The sequence below is a fragment of the Alteromonas sp. CyTr2 genome (assembly GCF_947311905.1).
GTDB lineage: Bacteria > Pseudomonadota > Gammaproteobacteria > Enterobacterales > Alteromonadaceae > Alteromonas > Alteromonas macleodii.
Window position 1 is genome coordinate 58,606 of the sequence record NZ_CAMZMZ010000001.1, and the last position, 18,384, is coordinate 76,989.

At 45.3% G+C, this 18,384-nt stretch carries 18 protein-coding genes; 7 read left to right on the forward strand and 11 right to left on the reverse strand.

The features are described from left to right. Positions 1-2: 2 nt before the first annotated feature. The 3 genes from QME20_RS00270 to QME20_RS00280 form a co-directional block, all read right to left on the reverse strand. Positions 3-1,136, reverse strand: coding sequence for an efflux RND transporter periplasmic adaptor subunit (locus QME20_RS00270; protein ID WP_039225671.1), 1,134 nt, complete (start codon positions 1,134-1,136; stop codon positions 3-5). Between the two features lie 278 nt (positions 1,137-1,414). After that, positions 1,415-3,340, reverse strand: a complete 1,926-nt coding sequence (locus QME20_RS00275) for a monovalent cation:proton antiporter-2 (CPA2) family protein (protein WP_281715204.1) — start codon at positions 3,338-3,340, stop codon at positions 1,415-1,417. A 1-nt stretch (position 3,341) separates the two neighbouring features. Beyond that, entirely contained in the window at positions 3,342-3,992 is a 651-nt protein-coding gene (locus QME20_RS00280; RefSeq protein WP_061094732.1) for an NAD(P)H-dependent oxidoreductase, read from the reverse strand. 553 nt (positions 3,993-4,545) lie between these two features. On the opposite strand from QME20_RS00280, the gene QME20_RS00285 reads away from it, so the two are divergent. Together QME20_RS00285 and QME20_RS00290 are read left to right on the forward strand one after the other, a co-directional pair. Beyond that, on the forward strand, positions 4,546-5,040 hold the full coding sequence (locus QME20_RS00285; RefSeq protein ID WP_101564083.1) for an acyloxyacyl hydrolase: 495 nt from the start codon (positions 4,546-4,548) through the stop codon (positions 5,038-5,040). 202 nt (positions 5,041-5,242) lie between these two features. After that, positions 5,243-5,602 carry a helix-turn-helix domain-containing protein gene (locus QME20_RS00290; protein WP_239259659.1) on the forward strand — a complete coding sequence of 120 codons (360 nt, stop codon included), beginning with the start codon at positions 5,243-5,245 and terminating at the stop codon, positions 5,600-5,602. Positions 5,603-5,651: 49 nt separating this feature from the next. Here the strand turns inward: QME20_RS00290 and QME20_RS00295 are convergent, their stop codons facing one another. Further along, positions 5,652-5,927, reverse strand: a complete 276-nt coding sequence (locus QME20_RS00295; RefSeq protein ID WP_014949064.1) for an antibiotic biosynthesis monooxygenase — start codon at positions 5,925-5,927, stop codon at positions 5,652-5,654. Between the two features lie 293 nt (positions 5,928-6,220). Here QME20_RS00295 and QME20_RS00300 point away from each other — a divergent pair, with 293 nt between their 5' ends. Next, entirely contained in the window at positions 6,221-7,498 is a 1,278-nt protein-coding gene (locus QME20_RS00300; protein WP_239259657.1) for a diguanylate cyclase, read from the forward strand. 43 nt (positions 7,499-7,541) lie between these two features. Here QME20_RS00300 and QME20_RS00305 read toward each other — a convergent pair whose 3' ends face one another. From QME20_RS00305 to xdhA, 7 genes are read right to left on the reverse strand one after another with little or no spacing between them, the layout of a single operon-like run. Then, a complete protein-coding gene (locus QME20_RS00305; RefSeq protein WP_281715205.1) occupies positions 7,542-8,801 on the reverse strand; it encodes a urate hydroxylase PuuD in 1,260 nt (419 codons plus the stop codon). A 47-nt stretch (positions 8,802-8,848) separates the two neighbouring features. Continuing rightward, the gene (guaD, locus tag QME20_RS00310) at positions 8,849-10,141 is read right to left on the reverse strand and encodes a guanine deaminase (RefSeq protein WP_049588801.1); all 1,293 of its coding nucleotides are present in this window, start codon (positions 10,139-10,141) and stop codon (positions 8,849-8,851) included. 5 nt (positions 10,142-10,146) lie between these two features. Further along, positions 10,147-10,473 carry a hydroxyisourate hydrolase gene (gene uraH / locus QME20_RS00315; protein ID WP_014976192.1) on the reverse strand — a complete coding sequence of 109 codons (327 nt, stop codon included), beginning with the start codon at positions 10,471-10,473 and terminating at the stop codon, positions 10,147-10,149. Positions 10,474-10,531: 58 nt separating this feature from the next. Then, a complete protein-coding gene (gene uraD, locus QME20_RS00320; protein WP_061485521.1) occupies positions 10,532-11,035 on the reverse strand; it encodes a 2-oxo-4-hydroxy-4-carboxy-5-ureidoimidazoline decarboxylase in 504 nt (167 codons plus the stop codon). Then, complete coding sequence (xdhC, locus tag QME20_RS00325; protein WP_281715206.1) at positions 11,025-11,924, reverse strand: xanthine dehydrogenase accessory protein XdhC; 900 nt, start codon at positions 11,922-11,924, stop codon at positions 11,025-11,027. The genes uraD and xdhC overlap by 11 nt, the downstream gene beginning before the upstream one ends. Then, complete coding sequence (gene xdhB / locus QME20_RS00330; RefSeq protein WP_281715207.1) at positions 11,921-14,287, reverse strand: xanthine dehydrogenase molybdopterin binding subunit; 2,367 nt, start codon at positions 14,285-14,287, stop codon at positions 11,921-11,923. Before xdhB ends, xdhC begins: the two co-directional genes overlap by 4 nt. Then, entirely contained in the window at positions 14,280-15,725 is a 1,446-nt protein-coding gene (gene xdhA, locus QME20_RS00335) for a xanthine dehydrogenase small subunit (RefSeq protein WP_281715208.1), read from the reverse strand. Before xdhA ends, xdhB begins: the two co-directional genes overlap by 8 nt. A gap of 408 nt (positions 15,726-16,133) precedes the next feature. On the opposite strand from xdhA, the gene QME20_RS00340 reads away from it, so the two are divergent. The 4 genes from QME20_RS00340 (at position 16,134) to QME20_RS00355 (ending at position 18,330) form a co-directional block, all read left to right on the forward strand. After that, entirely contained in the window at positions 16,134-16,778 is a 645-nt protein-coding gene (locus tag QME20_RS00340) for a TetR/AcrR family transcriptional regulator (RefSeq protein ID WP_014949073.1), read from the forward strand. Position 16,779: 1 nt separating this feature from the next. Continuing rightward, positions 16,780-17,709, forward strand: a complete 930-nt coding sequence (gene puuE / locus QME20_RS00345; protein ID WP_281715209.1) for an allantoinase PuuE — start codon at positions 16,780-16,782, stop codon at positions 17,707-17,709. 52 nt (positions 17,710-17,761) lie between these two features. Next, positions 17,762-17,896, forward strand: a complete 135-nt coding sequence (locus tag QME20_RS00350) for a hypothetical protein (protein ID WP_275446548.1) — start codon at positions 17,762-17,764, stop codon at positions 17,894-17,896. Positions 17,897-18,162: 266 nt separating this feature from the next. After that, the gene (locus QME20_RS00355) at positions 18,163-18,330 is read left to right on the forward strand and encodes a hypothetical protein (RefSeq protein WP_231514267.1); all 168 of its coding nucleotides are present in this window, start codon (positions 18,163-18,165) and stop codon (positions 18,328-18,330) included. Positions 18,331-18,384: the final 54 nt, after the last annotated feature.

Here is an 18,384-nt window from a genome sequence, read left to right on the forward strand (position 1 = left end):
GCTTACAGGCCCCCTTCTTTCGTCCACTCCGTAACAGCTTGGCCTTCTTTTACAAGATGAGCTCCAGCAGCAACGATTTTATCATCGTCGTTTAGCGGGCCTTCAACTAACAGACCGTTGGAAATACCGCGCGTAATCATCACTTCTACTGCTTCTACGGTGCCCTTCGTCGCGTCGCTATCACTGGGTTTAAAACGCCATACAATCGCTTTGTCTGGATCTGCATTGTCGGTAACCACCGCACCAAAAGGCACCAGCCAAAGCTTTGCGTTAGACTCAATGAGTTTCGACATATCAAGTAATACGGTGGCGCTCATGCCCGCTAGAACATTGATGTCGTCTGGTTCTGGCAGAGTAATTGTTACCTCATAGCTAAGCTCGCCTTGTCGCGTGGTGCTTTCGTGGTCCTTATACATGGCCGCGTAACGCTTATCTGGCATACCTGAAAAGCTCACCCATGCCATTTCAGATGTACGATTTTCACGGGCTCGTGAGCGATCAATCATACGCATTTTTTGCTCTGGCAATTGAAACGTAACGTCGATTGCACCCGGCATATGAAGCTCGGCAATGGTCTGCTGCGGTACAATGACTTGGTAATTTTCAACAGGAACAGACGCAATAAGCCCCGCAAACGGTGCGCGAAGCTCCGTATAGCTTAGCTGGTCCTGTGCGTTGGTCAGACTGGCTTTAGCGGCTAAAAAATTGGCTTTCGCTTCATCAAAAGTAGAGCGGCTTACCGCGCCTTTTTCAACGGAAGCCTCCATACGTTCAAACATAGCCGATGACACGTCAAACTGAGACTGGGCGGTGGCTAACTGTGCTTTCGCGTCTCTATCATCAAGTCTAGCGATAAGCTGGTTCTCTTTAACTTCCTCGCCCGCTTTTACTTTGAGTTCTTGGAGTTTGCCGCCAATGCGAAACGAAAGGTTTGAATACTCAGCCGCTTCCACTTGCCCCGGGAATTTGGCGATGGTTTCGTCCGAGTGCTGCACTTTATAAAGCGTTACCGGTGTTGATGAGACTGCTTTGGGAGGCGTGGGGGCTTCTTCACACGCACTTAATCCAGCAAGTGCAGTAAATACCATCACAGTGCGCAGGGCTAAGCTGTGAAAGAGACTTTTTTCAGACAACATGGTAACTCTCCATTTAAATAGACCACTTTTTATTCCCACTAAGGCAATGGGTTATCTTGTACAAGGCGCGTGTTAACTTCTGAACGTGAAAGATAAAAAGCCAATATACGACAAGTTTGATATACATACAGGTTATAGCGCTTTTTTCCTTTTTCGATCAGCTTTTTGTTTATTTTTACAAGGCGATAGTATGCTACCACCCATAAATATTCGTGGGTGTCCGGTCACTATCAGACAATTACCTTCTCGAAATACCGCCGGCTAGTTCGCAATTCACCCTAATCAGGTTTCTCATCGGGCGCGAGGTTTTCAGCATAGCCTTTCGGTGGTGGCGTCCAGCCACGCATTTTCGAATGCTTGTCGTGTAAATCTGCTTTTAGCGCATTTTCGATTAGCGACTCAAGTTCAATAAAGAGTTTCAGATAATTATTGTCTACTCGTTCTCCGCTGGCCTCATCCGCCCACGCGTGATACAGCACATCGTTTTGCTGAGCCTCAATATTTTTATACGCCATTTTTTGCCGTTCAACTTGGAAAGGGTGAATATTGAGTGAGCGAAGTGCCTCTGCGCCCATTTCAAGAGCGCTGTGGTACGTTTCAGACACCACAAAATCTGCGCCCAACTGGCGCAAGCGATACCCATGGCCGCGGTCAAAGGCACGCGCAAGCACTTTAATGTTAGGAAATGCGTGCTTGGCGTATTTCACCATTTCGGCAGCGGTTTCTTTATCGTCTATAGCAATAACTAATAGCGATGCTTCATGGGCGCCAGCAGTATGCAAAATGTCTGATTTAGATGCATCGCCAAAATAGGCTTTGGTGCCAATCCGTCTGATAAGGTCTATTTGCTCAGAGCGAATATCAAGCACAACGGTATTTACATCGTTGGCCACTAAAAGACGGTTAATGATTTGTCCAAAGCGCCCAATTCCAGCAATAACGACGGTGCCTTTCTCGTCAATTTCATCTTCAGCTCGCTGTGATTTCGCGTTTTTGTAGCGAGGAATGATGGCCTTGTCGAAAAGAATAAAAAGTCCTGGTGTTAGGAACATTGAAATGGCAACAACAAGCGAGAGAACAGAAATAATGTCGCTGGGAAGCACATAGTTTTGCGAGGCAAAACTTAATAGCACAAAGCCAAATTCACCCGCCTGAGCAAGGCTTAATGTGAACAGCCATTTGTTAGTGCCTTTTATTTTAAAAATTAAGGCGATGATAAACAGCACAATGGCTTTCACAAGCATAACAGCTACGGTTAGCCCTGCTATTAGCATCGGGCTCTCACTAAGTACGGAAAAGTTAATGCCTGCGCCTACCGTTATGAAAAAGAGGCCTAACAATAAGCCTTTAAACGGCTCGATATTAGCTTCAAGTTCATGCCTGAATTCACTGTTTGCCAAAACTACACCGGCCAAGAATGCACCAAGGGCGGGAGAGAGACCTACAAGTCCCATTAGTGCTGCAATTCCTATAATGAGCATGAGCGCAGTGGCGGTAAAAATTTCCCGTAAACCCGACGCAGCAACAAACTTAAATAAGGGGCGACTTAAGTAGTGTCCTCCGATGGTTAAAAAGGCAATTGAGCTAATGATCACGAGACCTGAAGCCCAAGGGGCAAGCCCTTCAACTAAATTAAAGCTATCGTGTGACCCTGTATCGCCGCCATGTGCATTTCCTGCTTCGACCAGTTCGGGTATGGCAAGGAGGGGGATAAGCGCAAGCATGGGAATAACCGCGATATCCTGAAACAGCAGTACAGAAAAAGCGCTTTTGCCTCCTTCCGTTTTTTGCAGCCCTTTTTCTTGCAACGTTTGTAAAACAATGGCGGTTGAAGAAAGGGCGAATATAAGGCCTATTGTAAGGGCAATGCTAAAAGGCTGAGCAAGCAATATGGCTACGCCTGTGATAAGGGCGGTGGTTAACGCTAACTGAAGGCCGCCCAATCCCATTAGTTTTGACTTCATCGCCCACAGCGGGCGAGGCTCTAGTTCTAGCCCAACCAAAAACAGCATCATGACTACACCGAATTCAGCAAAATGTTGAATGGCAACAGTTTCGTCACCAACAAGGCCAAATATCGGGCCAATCACTAGCCCTGCTATTAAATAGCCTAGTACAGACCCTAATCCAAGACGCTTCGCAATGGGCACTGCAATTACGGCGGCGACCAGATAGATAAATGCATATAAGAAATAGCCAGTCACGTTACTCTCCTTGCGATGTACAAAGGTCTGCGAGATTCTCGATGTGCTTTGCTTTTTCTAGATTCAGGGTGTTAGTGGTCAATTTGTTTAGCAAGGTTGTCCACTTGCCTCTATGTTCAGCAACGCGATGCTCTTCTCGCGCAGTACGAGAGCCAAAGATCGCAAAAGGAGCAATGTAGGTCATGTGCGTGATCTGAGCCATTTGCTCTAAAGGCTGGAGCAGTTGCCTGATGGTGTAATGATTAAAGCCATCAGTTTGATAGGCTTCTTCCTTACCGCCTGCACTTAATGCGCAAAGAAATAATTTATCTTTAAGTGCAGTGCCTTCATGCCCATAGGCAAAACCATATTCCAACACTAAATCTTGCCATTCTTTTAAGATTGAAGGTGTGGAATACCAGTAAAGTGGAAACAGAAAAACAACGACATCGTGATCGATTAAACGCTGCTGCTCCCGTTCAATATCAATATTGAAATCTGGATACTCTGCATACAAGTCAACAGCAGTAACGTGTTTATTCATTTTTGCTTCGTGAAAAAGCGGCACATTTACTTCTGAACGGGTTTGCGCGGGGTGGGCAAAGAGAACCAGTACTTTCTTACTTTTCTTAGCGCTCTCTACATTGCTTTCAATGATGTTCTCGTCAGTCATACATTTCTACTCAGTGCTACAGCCAGCTCTCGTTGAGCGATAAGGAGCCGTTGATTGTTGATGTGCAAAACACGGCAAAGGTCAAAAGACCCTAGGTTATTCATTAATTCAATCTGTACGTTTAGAGCAAATAAGAATGTGTTTTTCCTCAAAGTTATAAGGTTACTAATATTTATTAGGTTGAAAAAAGTAACCTGATTACCATTATGTACTCACGTATAAAAACAGCTTCGAACAGAAGCGTCGACGGAACACTATTTTTAACTTTTGATTAGGGCCTGTTGACCTTTGATGTACAAATTTTGGTCTAGATAGAAGCCTTTTAATCGCGAAACAGTCCTGCAAGCCTAGTGGGCTAAGTTAAAGGACTGTAACAAAGAGTAAAAGGCTTCCATGACGACCCCTTTGGGCAGCGCCTGTGTGCCACCTATACTGCGTTGATTGTTTTCGATTTAGAACCACTAGACCGTCAAACATTCGTCTTGTCTAGATGGCACACAGACCGCTGCAAAATTGTACAGCAAAGGTCAGCAGGCCCTAGGACAGTATAAACATGAAAACACCAGTAAAAACACTCGCACTTGCATTATCTTTACTTTCTCCCCTTGTTTCTCTTTCTACTCAAGCCCTGCCGCAAGGAAGTGAGCTTAAAGCTGGGGCTGCGGTATGGAACTTGTTTGATGACGCAGACCGTTACGCATTGCACGTCGCCTACATTCATAAACCGCTGGACTCGTTTTACGGTTTACGACCTACCGTACTTCTGGTTAATGCGGACCAAGGCCAACATTACTTCGCAGCGGGTTTGGCAAAAGATGTCTACAAATACAATGACTTTTCAGTACGCGTTGCCTTTCACGCGGGCATTGTTGATGAATCTGAAAATTTAGGCGACACCATTGAATTCTATTCATCACTTTCCGGACTCTACAATTTTTCTGAATCATTTTCGCTAGAAGCTGAAATTGGCCACATTTCTAACGGCGGGCTAGGGGACACGAACCCTGGTTCAGAATCGTTTGTATTGAGCGCTCACTACCATTTCTAATGGTATGCATTAGTTGCTTGATTGGCGCCTAGTGCTCTACCTAATTCTCAGAGATAGCCGTGAACCTTTCGAATTGGAGTTAGACTAATTAACTAAAGGTATACTAGAGGCCAAACTTGCTTATGTGGTCTATTTTAGTTACCTTGTTCAAACAAACAATTAGTATACTTTTAGTAACTAGGTGGCTTTTTTAGGAAAATAGATGAGAAGTGAAATAAAAACAGACGCTAAGGGTAGAAAAACCGTTCTAGATACTTGTACAGAGCCTTGTGCTATAGAGCGTGGAATGCGCCTAATTGGTGGAAAGTGGACGGGTTCTATTATTTATCATCTCAAAGATGAGCCTGTTAGATTTAACGACCTGTGTAGAATGCTTGGCGGCGCCAGCCGGAAGATGGTCGATCAGCGCCTTAAAGAGCTGGAAAACAACGGTATGGTGATCCGCAACGTTATCGACTCTCGTCCAATTGCGGTTGCTTATAGTCTCACCGAGTTTGGGCGCTCAGCGCTAGATATTCTTGAACAGCTAAGAGTCTGGTCTGAAAACCACACGAATGATTAAATACCGCTAGCGGTGAGCATTTATCTCACCGCATTTGCTTTATAAAGAGCTAGACCGACACTAGCGGTAATCGAAGTACTTTTTCAACAAGCTCTCCTGCTTTTTCTTGGAAACCGACAAAGTGTTCAGTAGCTTCATGAGCATCAAGGGCATCCTGAGATTGCCATTTCTCCGTAATAACAAACACACCCTCTTCACTTGCATGTAGGTCATACATCACTGCGCCGACTTCTTCTCGGCTTGATTTAACCAAGGGTAACAATGCGTCTAAAAGTGCATCTTGTTGGTTTGGTTGAGAATAGATTACGACTGAAAACTCGATCATTTTACTGTCCTATTGAGAAAAAACGCTAACATAGGCAACTAACGGAGTAATGGTTAGCGTTTAAAGCTGACTAGCAACTTTTTTCAGGTGAAAAGCAATCTCCACCATCAAATGCCTTTTACCGCTATGTCGCAGTTAGACGCTATCTAAGCCTTTTTCTTAGATGCATTTTTTAGCGAATGAAAAAAGTTAATCTATAATGATTTATACTAAAGTATAAAAGGGTGCTCATTATCCTTTGAGTGCCACCTCTTGAGGCGACGGAATGCAATTACCGAACGGGGCGATGCCCTATGTTTGAAAAAACTTTTCACTTTTGTCCTGTTGGGCTCGCTCACGTAAGCGTGGATGGAAGCTTTATACGTGTAAATAAGCGACTGTGTGATTTTTTAGGATATTCTGATGAAGAACTAACGACGTTAACCTTTCAAGAATTAACTGCGCCAGATTATCTTGATGAAGATCTAAGTTACGTAGAGCGCCTGATGGCAGGTGATATCGATGACTATGCGATTGAAAAGCGATATGTAAGGCGCGATGGCGAGCAAGTTTGGGCGAAGTTAACAGTGTCTTTAGTAAGAGATCAGCGCGGCAACCCAGACTATTTTATTTCTATTGTGGAAGATATCGACGAGAAAAAGCGCATCCAGTCTGAGCTCTTTCAAGTTGATGCCTTGTTTAGCAAAATTGTTAGCGCATTTTCTGATAGAACATTTATATGGGTGGCGACGCCAGACTTGTCTAAACTGCAATACGTTAACGATGGCTATTCAAACATATTCGGTCGCAACGAGTACGAACTTTACTGTAACCCTATGAGCTTTATTGATCATGTACATGAAGATGATAAAGCACGGGTGTTAAAACTGTTCAGTCAACGCCCTTTGCAGAATTGGGATATTCAATATCGTATATACGACTCGAAAGGCGAAGTGAAGTACCTTCACGATCGCGGAAGCTTGATATTTGACGACCGTGAAATGCAGTCGCTTATCTTAGGTACAGCCGACGACATAACAAGAGAGAAAACGCAACAAAAAGCTCTGATGAGCGCCGTCACTAAATTAGAGCACCTGTCGAAAACCGACTCGCTCACTGGACTTGCCAATAGGAGAGAGATATTTAGCCAGTTAAGTGACGAAATTTCTCGTATGGATCGTGGCCAACAAACGTCAACGCTTGTTTATATAGACTTAAACAAATTCAAAGAAATTAACGATAAATACGGTCACAAGGTAGGAGACAAGGCGCTTGTTGAGTTCTCTGAAAGAATGAGTGGTTTGCTTCGTGATAGTGATAGATTCGGTCGTATTGGCGGAGATGAATTTGTGATCCTGCTCTATGGCACGGGTGAAAAGGAAACGGAAGCTTTTTTCAATAGGGTTGCCCAAAGCGGCTTTGAAGTTAATGTAGATGGCAATAAGGTAGTACCAATTGGCTTCAGTGTGGGCTGGATTGAGTGGAGCGAAGGGATTGAAACCGTGCAGGAGTGGCTAGATAAGGCCGATGAGGTAATGTACGGAAAAAAGCGTTATCAACAAGTTTTAACCGCGATTGATAAAGCGATGTAGATAGCTATTTCTGAGACTCGATATCTACATCGCTTTCGCCATTTTATTGTTGTCTTTGAGCGAACCAGCGCGCTATTTCCTGACGCTCTTTGTCTGTCATTTTTGTCTTATTTAAAAATGGCATGTCTTTGGTCACAGTGGTTCTTCGAACCACTTGTGGCGCAAACCTTTCAATATCTTCCCATGTATCTAATACTACGCCTAAAGGCGCGACTTTAAAGATATCGTCGGTTGGCGTGCGCGAGTGGCAATCCACACAATGGGTTGTAATTAAGCTTACTACTCGCTCATTGCTTACTTCAGAACTCGCTTGGGCGACTGCATTGTTAGCCGTTACTTTTTTACCTACTTCATCGACAAGGCTTACATCTTCATGTCCTTCATTCGATGTATGTGATGGCGACTGTGGCCATGACACCCATAGGGCGATTGCTAGCATGGCGACTGCGCCAGACACTAAAATACCAGGTTTAGTGGTGCCCACGTGACGCAAGTTAAAGAAATGACGTATCCAAGCGGCAGCGGCCATTATCGCAATGAGTACCAGCCAATTTTGCGGGTGTTGATACGTCATGGGATAATGATTTGAAATCATGATAAACAGCAGTGGCAGCGTAAAGTAGTTATTGTGTACCGAACGCAATTTAGCGCTCGCCCCCCAATTAGGATCAATATCTTTCTTATCGGCTACAGCTGCTACCATTTTGCGCTGGTTCGGCATGATGTTGAAAAAGACATTCCCTGCCATGATAGTGCCAATAAGCGCACCAACGTGAATATAGGCACCGCGACCGCTAAACCACTGGGTAGACAGGTAGCTGACAATACAAACAAGCGCGACTAATCCAATACCGAAGGCAAGTGGATATTTTGCCAATGGGCTGCGACACGCAAATTCGTATAAGGCTAGTCCGCCAAAGATTAACCCTAAACCTAAAGATATTGCCGTGGTCGGTGACATGGCGTTTACCGAAGGGTCGATAAGATAAGCGCTAGCACCAAAGTAATAAACAATAATGAGTAGTGCGAAGCCCGACAACCACGTGGTATAGGCTTCCCACTTAAACCAGTGCAGTGTTTCTGGCATTTTCTCTGGGCCATAGGCGTATTTGGCAACCTCATAAAAACCGCCACCGTGAATAGCCCATAAGTCGCCTTTGATACCTTTGTCCTGTTTCCATTTAGGTGGTGTGCGTAGATTGTTATCCAACCAAATGAAGTAAAACGACGCGCCAATCCACGCTACACCCGCTACAACGTGGAACCAACGTACAAATAAACTTATCCAATCTAGCCACGGCATTATTGTTCTCCTTATTCAGGGCCAAAAGGCCCTACAGCAGCCTGTTATTAATGATGTTCTTTTTTATAGCGGCAGGTGCCGCTTATCCACGTTTGGTCGATAGCGCGGTCATCACCTAAAATACTCAAGGCAAAAAACACATCGTCAAAGTCCGCGTCTTCTTTTATTCTCAATTGTGTCAATTCGTCAAACCTAGGCTCAACAACGATAAAGTCAGCGGTGGTGCCTGGGTTTAAGTTGCCTATTTCATGATCAAGCGCATGAGCTACGGCCGCGCCTTGGGTCATAAGATAAAAGCCTTCTAACGGGCTGATGGGCTCGCTGCGCAATTGACTAACCTTGTATGCATCGCCGTAGGTTTTAAACATGTTAAACGTAGTGCCTGCACCCACATCGGTGGCCATGGCCACATGGACCTTGTTAGCACGCGCTGCGGTCATATCAAAAAGGCCACTTCCTAAAAACAGGTTAGATGTCGGACAGAAGGCCACCGTAGCGCCGCTTTCGCCTAAGCGTGCCCATTCGTTAGGCGTAAGGTGAATGCCATGGCCAAACACCGCACGTTCACGCACAAGGCTGTAGGTGTCATATACATCTAAATAGCCGTCCGCTTTAGGGAATAAGCTCTTCACCCATGCAATCTCGTCTAAGTTCTCAGACAAGTGTGTTTGAATGAAAACGTCGGGATACTGCTTGGCAAGTTCCCCTAATGCAGCAAGCTGAGCTTCAGTACTGGTTGGCGCAAAACGGGGCGTTAGCGCATAGCGGTTGCGGCCCTTGTTATGCCAAGCTTCGATTAATTCTGCACTGTCAGCTTGTGCTGTGTCGGCGCAGTCATTAAGCGCACTAGGGCAATTCCTGTCCATACATACTTTACCGGCCACAATTGCCATATCAATTTCGCTTGCTGCACTAAATAATGCGTGGCTACTGCTTTTATGAACCGTAGTAAAAACAAAACCTGTGGTAGTACCGTTCTTTAGCAATTGGCGTAAAAATACATTAGCAATGGTTTTAGCGTGTTCACTGTCAGCAAACTGCATTTCTGTGGGAAACGTATAGTTTTCAAGCCAGCTCAACAGCTGCTCGCCATAATGAGCTATGCTCTGTGTTTGCGGATAATGCAGGTGGCTGTCTATTAAACCTGGCAAAATCCACTTGCCTGAAAAATCTGTCACAGTGGCAGCCGGGTAGCGCTTTGCTATCTCTTCAAATGTGCCAATGTCTTTTATTTCTTTATTGTCTACTAACAAACCACCGTCTTTGAATATAGCGATGTCATTATCGAACTGTGTAGTTTGGTTAGGAAAGTGCGCAATGCTTGCACGAAAAAGCTGCATGTTTGTTAGCTGCCCCTGTAGCTGCTGAAACCGAATGGAGAGATTAGAAGTGGCACATGATAATGACCGCCATTCTCATCAAGTTCAAATGTAATATCAATGTGTGGGTAGAAACTTTTGCCATGCGTTTCTACAAGGTAAGGCTTGCAGTGAAAGCGCAGGGTATAAACGCCTGCGGCAAAACCGTCTTCAACGCCCCAGTTGTTAAAACGCCCGTCATTATCCGTTTCACCCGAAAGGGTGCTACCGTCAGGTAGTGTAAGTGTAAGGGCAATGCCTTGTGCTGGCTTACCTAATGTAGTGTCGAGTACGTGGCTAGAAAGCGTATTCATACTGTTTTCCTTAAAAACTATTCAATGCGTATTGACCATATTTTTGAAAATTCGGGGGTTAATCCAGCGCTTTGTTAATACGCAATAGGGTTATCTTTATTTGCTCTGCAGCAGCATTGGTAATCTCTTGCTGTGTGGTATTAGGTAGCCTAGCTTGTAATGCTTCTAACATAGTCTGCGCAGAAAGACCGGTGGCACAAATAATAAAGATAAACCCGTGCTTGTCTAAATAGGCGTGATTGGCTTCTTTTAACTGGCGTAAAACGGCCTCGGACGCGCTGGCTGTACCCGACTGCTCGCCCGCAGCAATGGCTTTGGTATTTGCAAACTTTTTGCGCAACGAATCAACGTCGCCAATCATGGGGTGTGCCGTAAAAGCTTCAAGGTAGTCGTCATCACTGCATTTGGCCCACGCGCTCTTCGCTTGATTAACAAGAGCATTCTTGTCGCTGTAGGGGCGTGCTTTTACCATTTGATAAACCCAGGTTTTCGCCGCGCAGCATTGCTCAAACCAAGATGACGCCTCTTCAGCGCTTAGCGTATTTAATTCTTTAAGTATCACTGATGGTGTCCTTTACTTTGTGAAACGCTATAGCGGGTTTCTCACTGTATTTGTTACTGTTGCCTGCCGTTACTTCTTTTACATGAAGACGCTCGATAATTTGCGCAGATATAGAAACGGCAACTTCAATTGGTTGCTTGCCAGGAATATCTCGGTTACCTATTGGCGTAAATAGCCTTGCCAGCGCGTTGTCGTCAAACCCACGCTGAGTCAGCTTGGTAATAAAGCGCTTTGCTTTGGTGTCTGAACCAATTAACCCAACAAAGGGGAGGGAAGGTTGCTTTAACGCCTGCTCTGTAATGCGATAGTCCAATTGATGATCGTGGGTGAGTATAATCAGCCAACTGTTCTCATCAAGGTGTCTAACTTCGCTCTCTGGTGCTTCTTCCACGACTTTGTGCACGTTGGCTGGCAAAGACGATGGAAACAGTTCCTCGCGACTGTCTATCCACGAAATGCGTACAGGCAATTGAGCCAAAATAGGCACCAGTGCTTTTGCAACATGGCCAGCACCAAAAATGGCGATGTGCTGCTGATGAAGGTTACACACGTCAAATAGCACCTTTACTGCGCCGCCGCAGCACTGTCCTAAAGAACTGCTTAACGGGTAGCTGTAAAGTTCAGTGCATGCTTCGCCTTTTGCAAGGTACTCTCGTGCGCGGGCAATGGCATCAAACTCAAGGTGCCCTCCGCCAATGGTATCGATGCTTTGTGAAGCGGTAACTACCATTTTACTCCCGGGTTCACGAGGTGTAGAGCCTGCAGTGCCAACCACAGTCACAAGCACATAGCCTTCATTACGCGCCTGGCATTCGGCTATTCCCTCATACCAGTTTGTTGCACGAAATGATTGGGGCGCGCGAGATGACTTTGCTGCAGTGAGTGTCATAAAACACCGCCTCGACTGGAAGAATGCTGCATAGCACTTACTGCATTTAACACCCGTTCTGGTGTGGCTGGTGTATCTAGTTGCGGATCAACCGTGTAGCCAGATAGGCTAGATATGGCGTCTTTAAGGGCGCACCACACTGAAATAGCCAGCATAAATGGTGGCTCGCCAACCGCTTTTGAATGGTAAATGCTATCTTCAGCATTTTTTCTACCGAACAGCTTCACATTAAACTCTTTTGGCGTATCGCCAATGGCTGGAATTTTATAGGTCGCCATATTTTCACTTATCAGCTTACCCGCTTCATTCCATTTAAGGTCTTCTGTGGTAAGCCAGCCCATACCTTGAATAAACGCGCCTTCTATTTGGCCAATATCAATGGCAGGGTTAAGACTGTTGCCAACATCGTGGAGCACGTTAACTTTATCTACCGTATATTCACCGGTAAGTGTGTCGACAGAGACTTCGCTCATTGAGACGCCATAAGCAAAGTAGAAAAACGGACGGCCTTCACCGGTATCGCGGTTATACTGTAATTTTGGGGTTTTGTAGAAACCGCCTGAAGACAAAGATACACGAGCAAAATACGCTTGCTGCACAAGCTCGGTAAAGGTAATTTTGTGCTCATCCAATACCACGTGCTCATTAATGAATAGCACGTCGCCAGCGCGGTCCTCTAGACCTAAGCTTTTGGCAAAGCACTCGGCCAAACGGGCTTTTAGCGTAATACACGCATTTTGTACGGCTTTTCCGTTTAAGTCAGTGCCGCTTGAAGCTGCTGTTGGTGAAGTGTTAGGTACTTTGTCAGTGCGTGTAGCAGTGACTTCAATCATATCCAAATCTAGTCCAAATTCATTGGCTGCAATTTGGCCTATTTTGGTGTGAAGCCCTTGGCCCATTTCAGTACCACCATGGTTCACCTGAATACTACCATCAGTATAAATGTGCACCAAAGCGCCAGCTTGGTTTAAATGCTTCGCGGTAAATGAAATGCCAAACTTAACAGGCGTTAGCGCTAAACCTTTCTTAATCACCGGGCTTTCGCGGTTAAAGGCTGCAATAGCTTCACGGCGCTGCCAATACTGAGCGGTTTCTTCTAGCTCGGCAATCATATCGGGCAGAAGGTTATGTTCTACCTTCATTCCGTAGGGGGTAAAACTACCCGTCGTGGGGCCGTATAAATTACGTTTTCTTACCGATAGGGGGTCGCTGCCAATAGCACGGGCAATTTTATCAATCATGGCTTCAGCCATAATCATACCTTGCGGTCCGCCAAAACCTCGATAAGCGGTGTGCGATACCATATTGGTTTGCAATCTGTGGCCAACAATGTCGCTATCACCTAAGAAATAACCGTTGTCCGCATGGAACATGGCTCTATCGACAATGGCGTCAGATAAATCAGGCGAGTGCCCACAAATACCATTGATTGTCATGCGGGTGGCTTCAATTTTACCTGTCTCGTCAAAGGCCACGTCGAACTCGTTTTCGAATGGGTGACGTTTGCCAGTAACATGCATATCGGTGAAGCGTGGTAAGCGAAGCTTAACCGCACATTGATTGCGCGATGCCAGCAGAGCCGCTATACAGGCCCATTGCGCGGCTTGCGTTTCTTTTCCGCCAAAGCCGCCGCCCATACGTCGCATGTCTACCATTACACGGTGCAATTTTACATCGAGTACTTCGGCAACGAGTTTTTGTACCTCACTGGGATGTTGACTAGACGTATAGATTTTCATGCGATCTTCTTCATCAGGGATCGCAAGGCTCACTTGTCCTTCTAAGTACATATGTTCCTGTCCACCAATACTGAGCGTACCATGTGCTTGGTGGATCGCTTTTTCAAATGTACTTTCAACGCGGTCAGTATGTTGGCCGAACCGATGTAGGGGACGCACAAACGTTTGCTGCTGGTGCGCAGCTTCGGCACTAAGTATAGGTTTGGCTTCACTCACCTCTACTTTCCCTTTTAGCGCAGCTTGTCGGGCAAGGTTTACCGAAGTGGCAAGCACTGCAAATACAGGCTGACCGAAGAATTTGATTTCGCCATTAGCAAGTAACGGATCGCCTTCGAACACAGGTCCAATATCTTTATGGCCAGGCACGTCGTCAATCGTAACCACATCTACAACGCCTTCACTTTGGCGAACAGCGTCAAGATTTATCGAGTTAATCGTACCTTTTGCGCATTGTCTTACACCAACGGCAGCATAAAGAGTGCCTTGAGGTTCAATAACATCGTCAACATAGTTGGCGCTGCCTTGTACTTGGCGTGTTGCGCTCTCGTGCTTTTTAGATACGTGAACGACACTTTGCTTGTCGTTTTGTTGAAGTGGATTAGGGGTATCAATTAACTTACGCATGCTGCACCACCCGTGTTTCAATTTGGTTTGCTGTTTGGTTTTCTAACCAGAAGCGATGCCACAGGTTAGCTAAAACAGTTTTACGGTATTGGGCTGTAGCGCGCACATCATCGATAGGTGAAAATGCATCGAATAAGACTTGTTTGCCCAACGTTAAACATTCGTTGCTAGCGAACTGCTTACCTTTCAAAACGTTTTCTAACGCATTGCAGGTTGACGGAACTGCTGCTACACCACCAAAGCCACTGCTAATGGCTTCTACCTTACCGTTGCCGAGTGTGACATTAAATACGGCGCATACTGCAGAAATATCATCTTCAAATCGTTTCGATATCTTATATGCAGCTAATGCTTGATTGGGCTGTTTCAATGGTATTTCTATTGCACTTATCCATTCATCTTTCGCCAGCATGGTCTCGCGATAGCCTGTGAAGAATGTGCTAATTGGGATCATACGAATGCTCTCGCCGTTATCTAAATGCAGTATGGCATTCAACGCGAGTAGTAACGGTGGCATATCACCAATAGGGGAAGCGTTAGCCACGTTACCGCCAATGGTAGCCTGATTGCGGATAGGCAACGAGGCAAATCGGGTAACAAGCTCAGCCACTTGCGGAAATGCATTTAGTAATAAAGGTGCCGCATCATTTAGCGGTACAGCTGCACCAAGAGTAAGAGAATGCTCGCTTTTGGTGCATTGTTTTAGTGCATCAATATGCGTCACACTGATAAGCGTTTCTACATTTTTTAGCTGTTGCGTGAACTGAAGGCTTAAATCCGTGCTGCCAGCGACTAGCTGTGCAGTTGGATGCGCTTGAATCAGAGTCTTCAGTTCTTCGCGAGACGTTGGCGTATGGATATTGCCCGTACCAGTGGGTTTCTCACTAGATAATGACAGTAATGTAGAAAGGGTGGCAGCTTGGCGTGCAGTGAATTGATCATCAGGTGTTTGCTCGCATACCGCCAATGTAGCGTCGATAATGGGGCGGTAGCCTGTACAGCGACACAAGTTGCCTGATAAGGCGTGTAGCACATCGTCGCGATTTGGCTTTGTATTGCTGTGATACAAAGCAAACATCGACATAATAAACCCAGGCGTGCAAAAGCCACACTGAGAACCATGGTGATCAACTAACGCCTGCTGTACGGGGTGTAAGTGTTTACCATCGTTTAAATGCTCAACAAATAAAAGCTGCTTCCCATGAACTGCACTCATTAGCGTGATACAGCTATTCACCGTTCGATAATTAAGTTCTGCAGCGCTATTTGAAGAGGCTGGTTCCACAAGTACTACGGTACATGCACCACAGTCTCCTGCTGCACAGCCTTCTTTTGTGCCTGTTTTTTTGCGATGTTCGCGAATAAATTGTAGAAGGGTGAGGTCGGCCCGCGCTTCATTTAATTCAACGACATCGTTATTTATTAGAAAGCGAATCATACTCACACCTTCTTGTTATATTCATTCTTGTATTCATTAATATAGCTGTATTTTTTCAATAAAAGTAGACCATTTGGTCAATTTATTGCTTATAAAAAAAGGCCGAGTTCTAAAAGGCCATGATTTTGCGCAAATTTGATTGGAAAAAAAGAAGTGATACCTTTCTATTTTTCTTTTGCTAAGCACTACGTCGATTTGTTAATAAAGAATAAGGCAAGATTCGTGCAAGGTTTTGAACTATTCGCGTAATTCGTGTTTTAGTATGGTTAACACTCCCTGCATAGGGTATGTATGATCTATAAGAGCATAGCAACTCGTCGGCAATAAATGCTAACCTATCGAAAAGGCATGCAGCATTTATACTGCCCGTGCGCTTGCAAAGTAGATTGCAAAGGAATTTTAATAATAATGATGAAGGTAAAAAGTGCTGACGCTGGCGTTGGCGCTATGAACAGAAGAAAAATACTCCAAGCCGCTGAAAAATGTTTTGCACAGTTTGGCTTCAAAGGCACAGCAGTACAAAAAATTGCTGATGAAGCAGGACTTCCTAAGACTAACGTTTTGTATTATTTCAAAACAAAACAAGAGCTCTACGTAGCGGTACTAGAAGAAACCCTCTCGCTGTGGAACTCACGTTTTGATAAAGCCACAGTAGAAGACGACCCAGCCGAGGTACTCGCCAATTATATCGCCGAGAAAATGGAAGTGTCGCGAACGCATCCAATGGCCTCTAAGATCTTTGCGATGGAAATTATCAATGGTGCACAAAACTTAAGTGGCTACTTTGATGAAGAGCATGCGCTTTGGATGAAAGGGCGACTTGCGGTTATTGATGCATGGGTAAAGGCCGGCAAGCTGCCACCTGTTGAAGGGGAATACTTGCTTTACACAATCTGGGCGAGTACCCAGCACTATGCTGACTTCTCTGCGCAAATAACCCGTCTACGCGGTAAAAAGATGACAAAATCAGATTTTGAAGACGCTACAAAACAAGTGGTAAAACTCGTGCTCGGTGGCTGTGGGTTATCTGTGCCAGAAAACTTCGAGGTGTAGCATGACAGAGTCTGTTTACCCTCGTGATCTGATTGGTTATGGTCAACATGTACCTCACGCTAAGTGGCCGGGCGACGCAAAAATCGCGATTCAGTTCGTATTAAATTACGAGGAAGGTGGCGAAAATTGCGTGCTTCATGGTGACGAGGCGTCGGAAATATTCCTATCGGAAATTATCGGCGCACAAGCGTATAAAGACCGCCACCTCAGCATGGAGTCTATTTACGAATACGGCAGTCGTGCAGGGTTTTGGCGTTTACACCGTTTGCTTAATAAATACGACATTCCCGTTACTGTGTTTGGCGTCACTATGGCTATGCAACGACACCCTGACGCCGTAAAAGCCATGATGGATTCAGGTTGGGAAATCGCCAGCCACGCCATGCGCTGGGTGCATTATCAAGACATGGACGAAGAGCAAGAGCGTAAACAAATTGATGAGGCGATTATTCTTCATGAGCAGTTAACGGGCAGTAAACCTGTAGGTTGGTATACAGGAAGAACGAGTCCGAATACGCTGAAGTTGATTGCAGAGCGCGACGATATCTTATATTGCGCCGATTCATATGCTGACGACTTACCTTACTACGACTGCCATTACAGCAAGCCGTTATTAATGGTGCCGTACACATTAGACACCAATGATATGCGCTTTGCCACGCCTCAGGGCTTCAACAGTGGGGAACAGTTTTTCACCTACTTAAAAGATGCGTTTGACGTGTTGTATGAAGAAGGAGAAGAAGCGCCTAAGATGCTATCTATCGGCCTTCATAATCGCATAATAGGACGGCCTGCTCGACTCGCCGCACTTAAGCGCTTTATCGAGTACGTTAAGTTTCATGATAAAGTATGGCTAGCGACACGAGAGCAAATTGCCCGTCACTGGTTGGAGCTTCATCCTAAAGATGGTGGGGACAAGCCGCGTACGTAGCGTTTACAGTACGCCTACTATATTTGAAGTACAGTAAAGTGAAGAGACGAAAGTGAAACAAATGGAGCGCTATCGCCTTCACTTAATAAAGGACAAAACCATGAAAACAAAACTAGCCATTATTGCCCTTGGGGCGCTAGCGCTGACAGCATGCTCAAAGCTGACTAAAGAAAACTACGATAACTAAGAGGCTGTTATCCTTTTCTGTGCAGTTTTGGTCTAAATGGAAGCCTTTTAATCGCGAAACAGTCCTGCAGGCCTAGTGGGCTAAGTTAAAGGGCTGTGACAAAGAGTAAAAGGCTTCCATGACGACCCCTCCGGGCAGCGCCTGTATGTCATCTATACTGCGTTGAATGTTTTCGATTTAGGCCCACTAGACCTTCAAACATCCTCCTTGTCTAGATGACATACAGACGCTGCAAAAATGCACAGAAAAGGTTAACAGCCCCTAATATGGGTATGTCTCAGGACGAAGTTGAAGCAATTCTGGGTTCAGCTGACAACTGCGGAAAAACAATGGGTACCATGGCATGTACATGGGGCAATGAAGACAGTAAGCACGTTAAAATCGTATTTATGGGTGATAAAGCCGTTACCTTCACTTACGATGGATTGAAGTAAACGTATATCTTTTTCACTTGCCTAGTCTAATAAGAAAGGTGGCGTTGAAAGCCA

Excerpts from the sequence above, each read along its gene's own strand:
- QME20_RS00270 (WP_039225671.1), bottom strand. The coding sequence starts at position 1,136 with ATGTTGTCTGAAAAAAGTCTCTTTCACAGCTTAGCCCTGCGCACTGTG.
- QME20_RS00280 (WP_061094732.1), bottom strand. The coding sequence starts at position 3,992 with ATGACTGACGAGAACATCATTGAAAGCAATGTAGAGAGCGCTAAGAAA.
- QME20_RS00285 (WP_101564083.1), top strand. The coding sequence starts at position 4,546 with ATGAAAACACCAGTAAAAACACTCGCACTTGCATTATCTTTACTTTCT.
- QME20_RS00290 (WP_239259659.1), top strand. The coding sequence starts at position 5,243 with ATGAGAAGTGAAATAAAAACAGACGCTAAGGGTAGAAAAACCGTTCTA.
- QME20_RS00295 (WP_014949064.1), bottom strand. The coding sequence starts at position 5,927 with ATGATCGAGTTTTCAGTCGTAATCTATTCTCAACCAAACCAACAAGAT.
- QME20_RS00300 (WP_239259657.1), top strand. The coding sequence starts at position 6,221 with ATGTTTGAAAAAACTTTTCACTTTTGTCCTGTTGGGCTCGCTCACGTA.
- QME20_RS00305 (WP_281715205.1), bottom strand. The coding sequence starts at position 8,801 with ATGCCGTGGCTAGATTGGATAAGTTTATTTGTACGTTGGTTCCACGTT.
- guaD (WP_049588801.1), bottom strand. The coding sequence starts at position 10,141 with ATGCAGCTTTTTCGTGCAAGCATTGCGCACTTTCCTAACCAAACTACA.
- uraH (WP_014976192.1), bottom strand. The coding sequence starts at position 10,473 with ATGAATACGCTTTCTAGCCACGTACTCGACACTACATTAGGTAAGCCA.
- xdhC (WP_281715206.1), bottom strand. The coding sequence starts at position 11,924 with ATGACACTCACTGCAGCAAAGTCATCTCGCGCGCCCCAATCATTTCGT.
- xdhB (WP_281715207.1), bottom strand. The coding sequence starts at position 14,287 with ATGCGTAAGTTAATTGATACCCCTAATCCACTTCAACAAAACGACAAG.
- xdhA (WP_281715208.1), bottom strand. The coding sequence starts at position 15,725 with ATGATTCGCTTTCTAATAAATAACGATGTCGTTGAATTAAATGAAGCG.
- QME20_RS00340 (WP_014949073.1), top strand. The coding sequence starts at position 16,134 with ATGATGAAGGTAAAAAGTGCTGACGCTGGCGTTGGCGCTATGAACAGA.
- puuE (WP_281715209.1), top strand. The coding sequence starts at position 16,780 with ATGACAGAGTCTGTTTACCCTCGTGATCTGATTGGTTATGGTCAACAT.
- QME20_RS00355 (WP_231514267.1), top strand. The coding sequence starts at position 18,163 with ATGGGTATGTCTCAGGACGAAGTTGAAGCAATTCTGGGTTCAGCTGAC.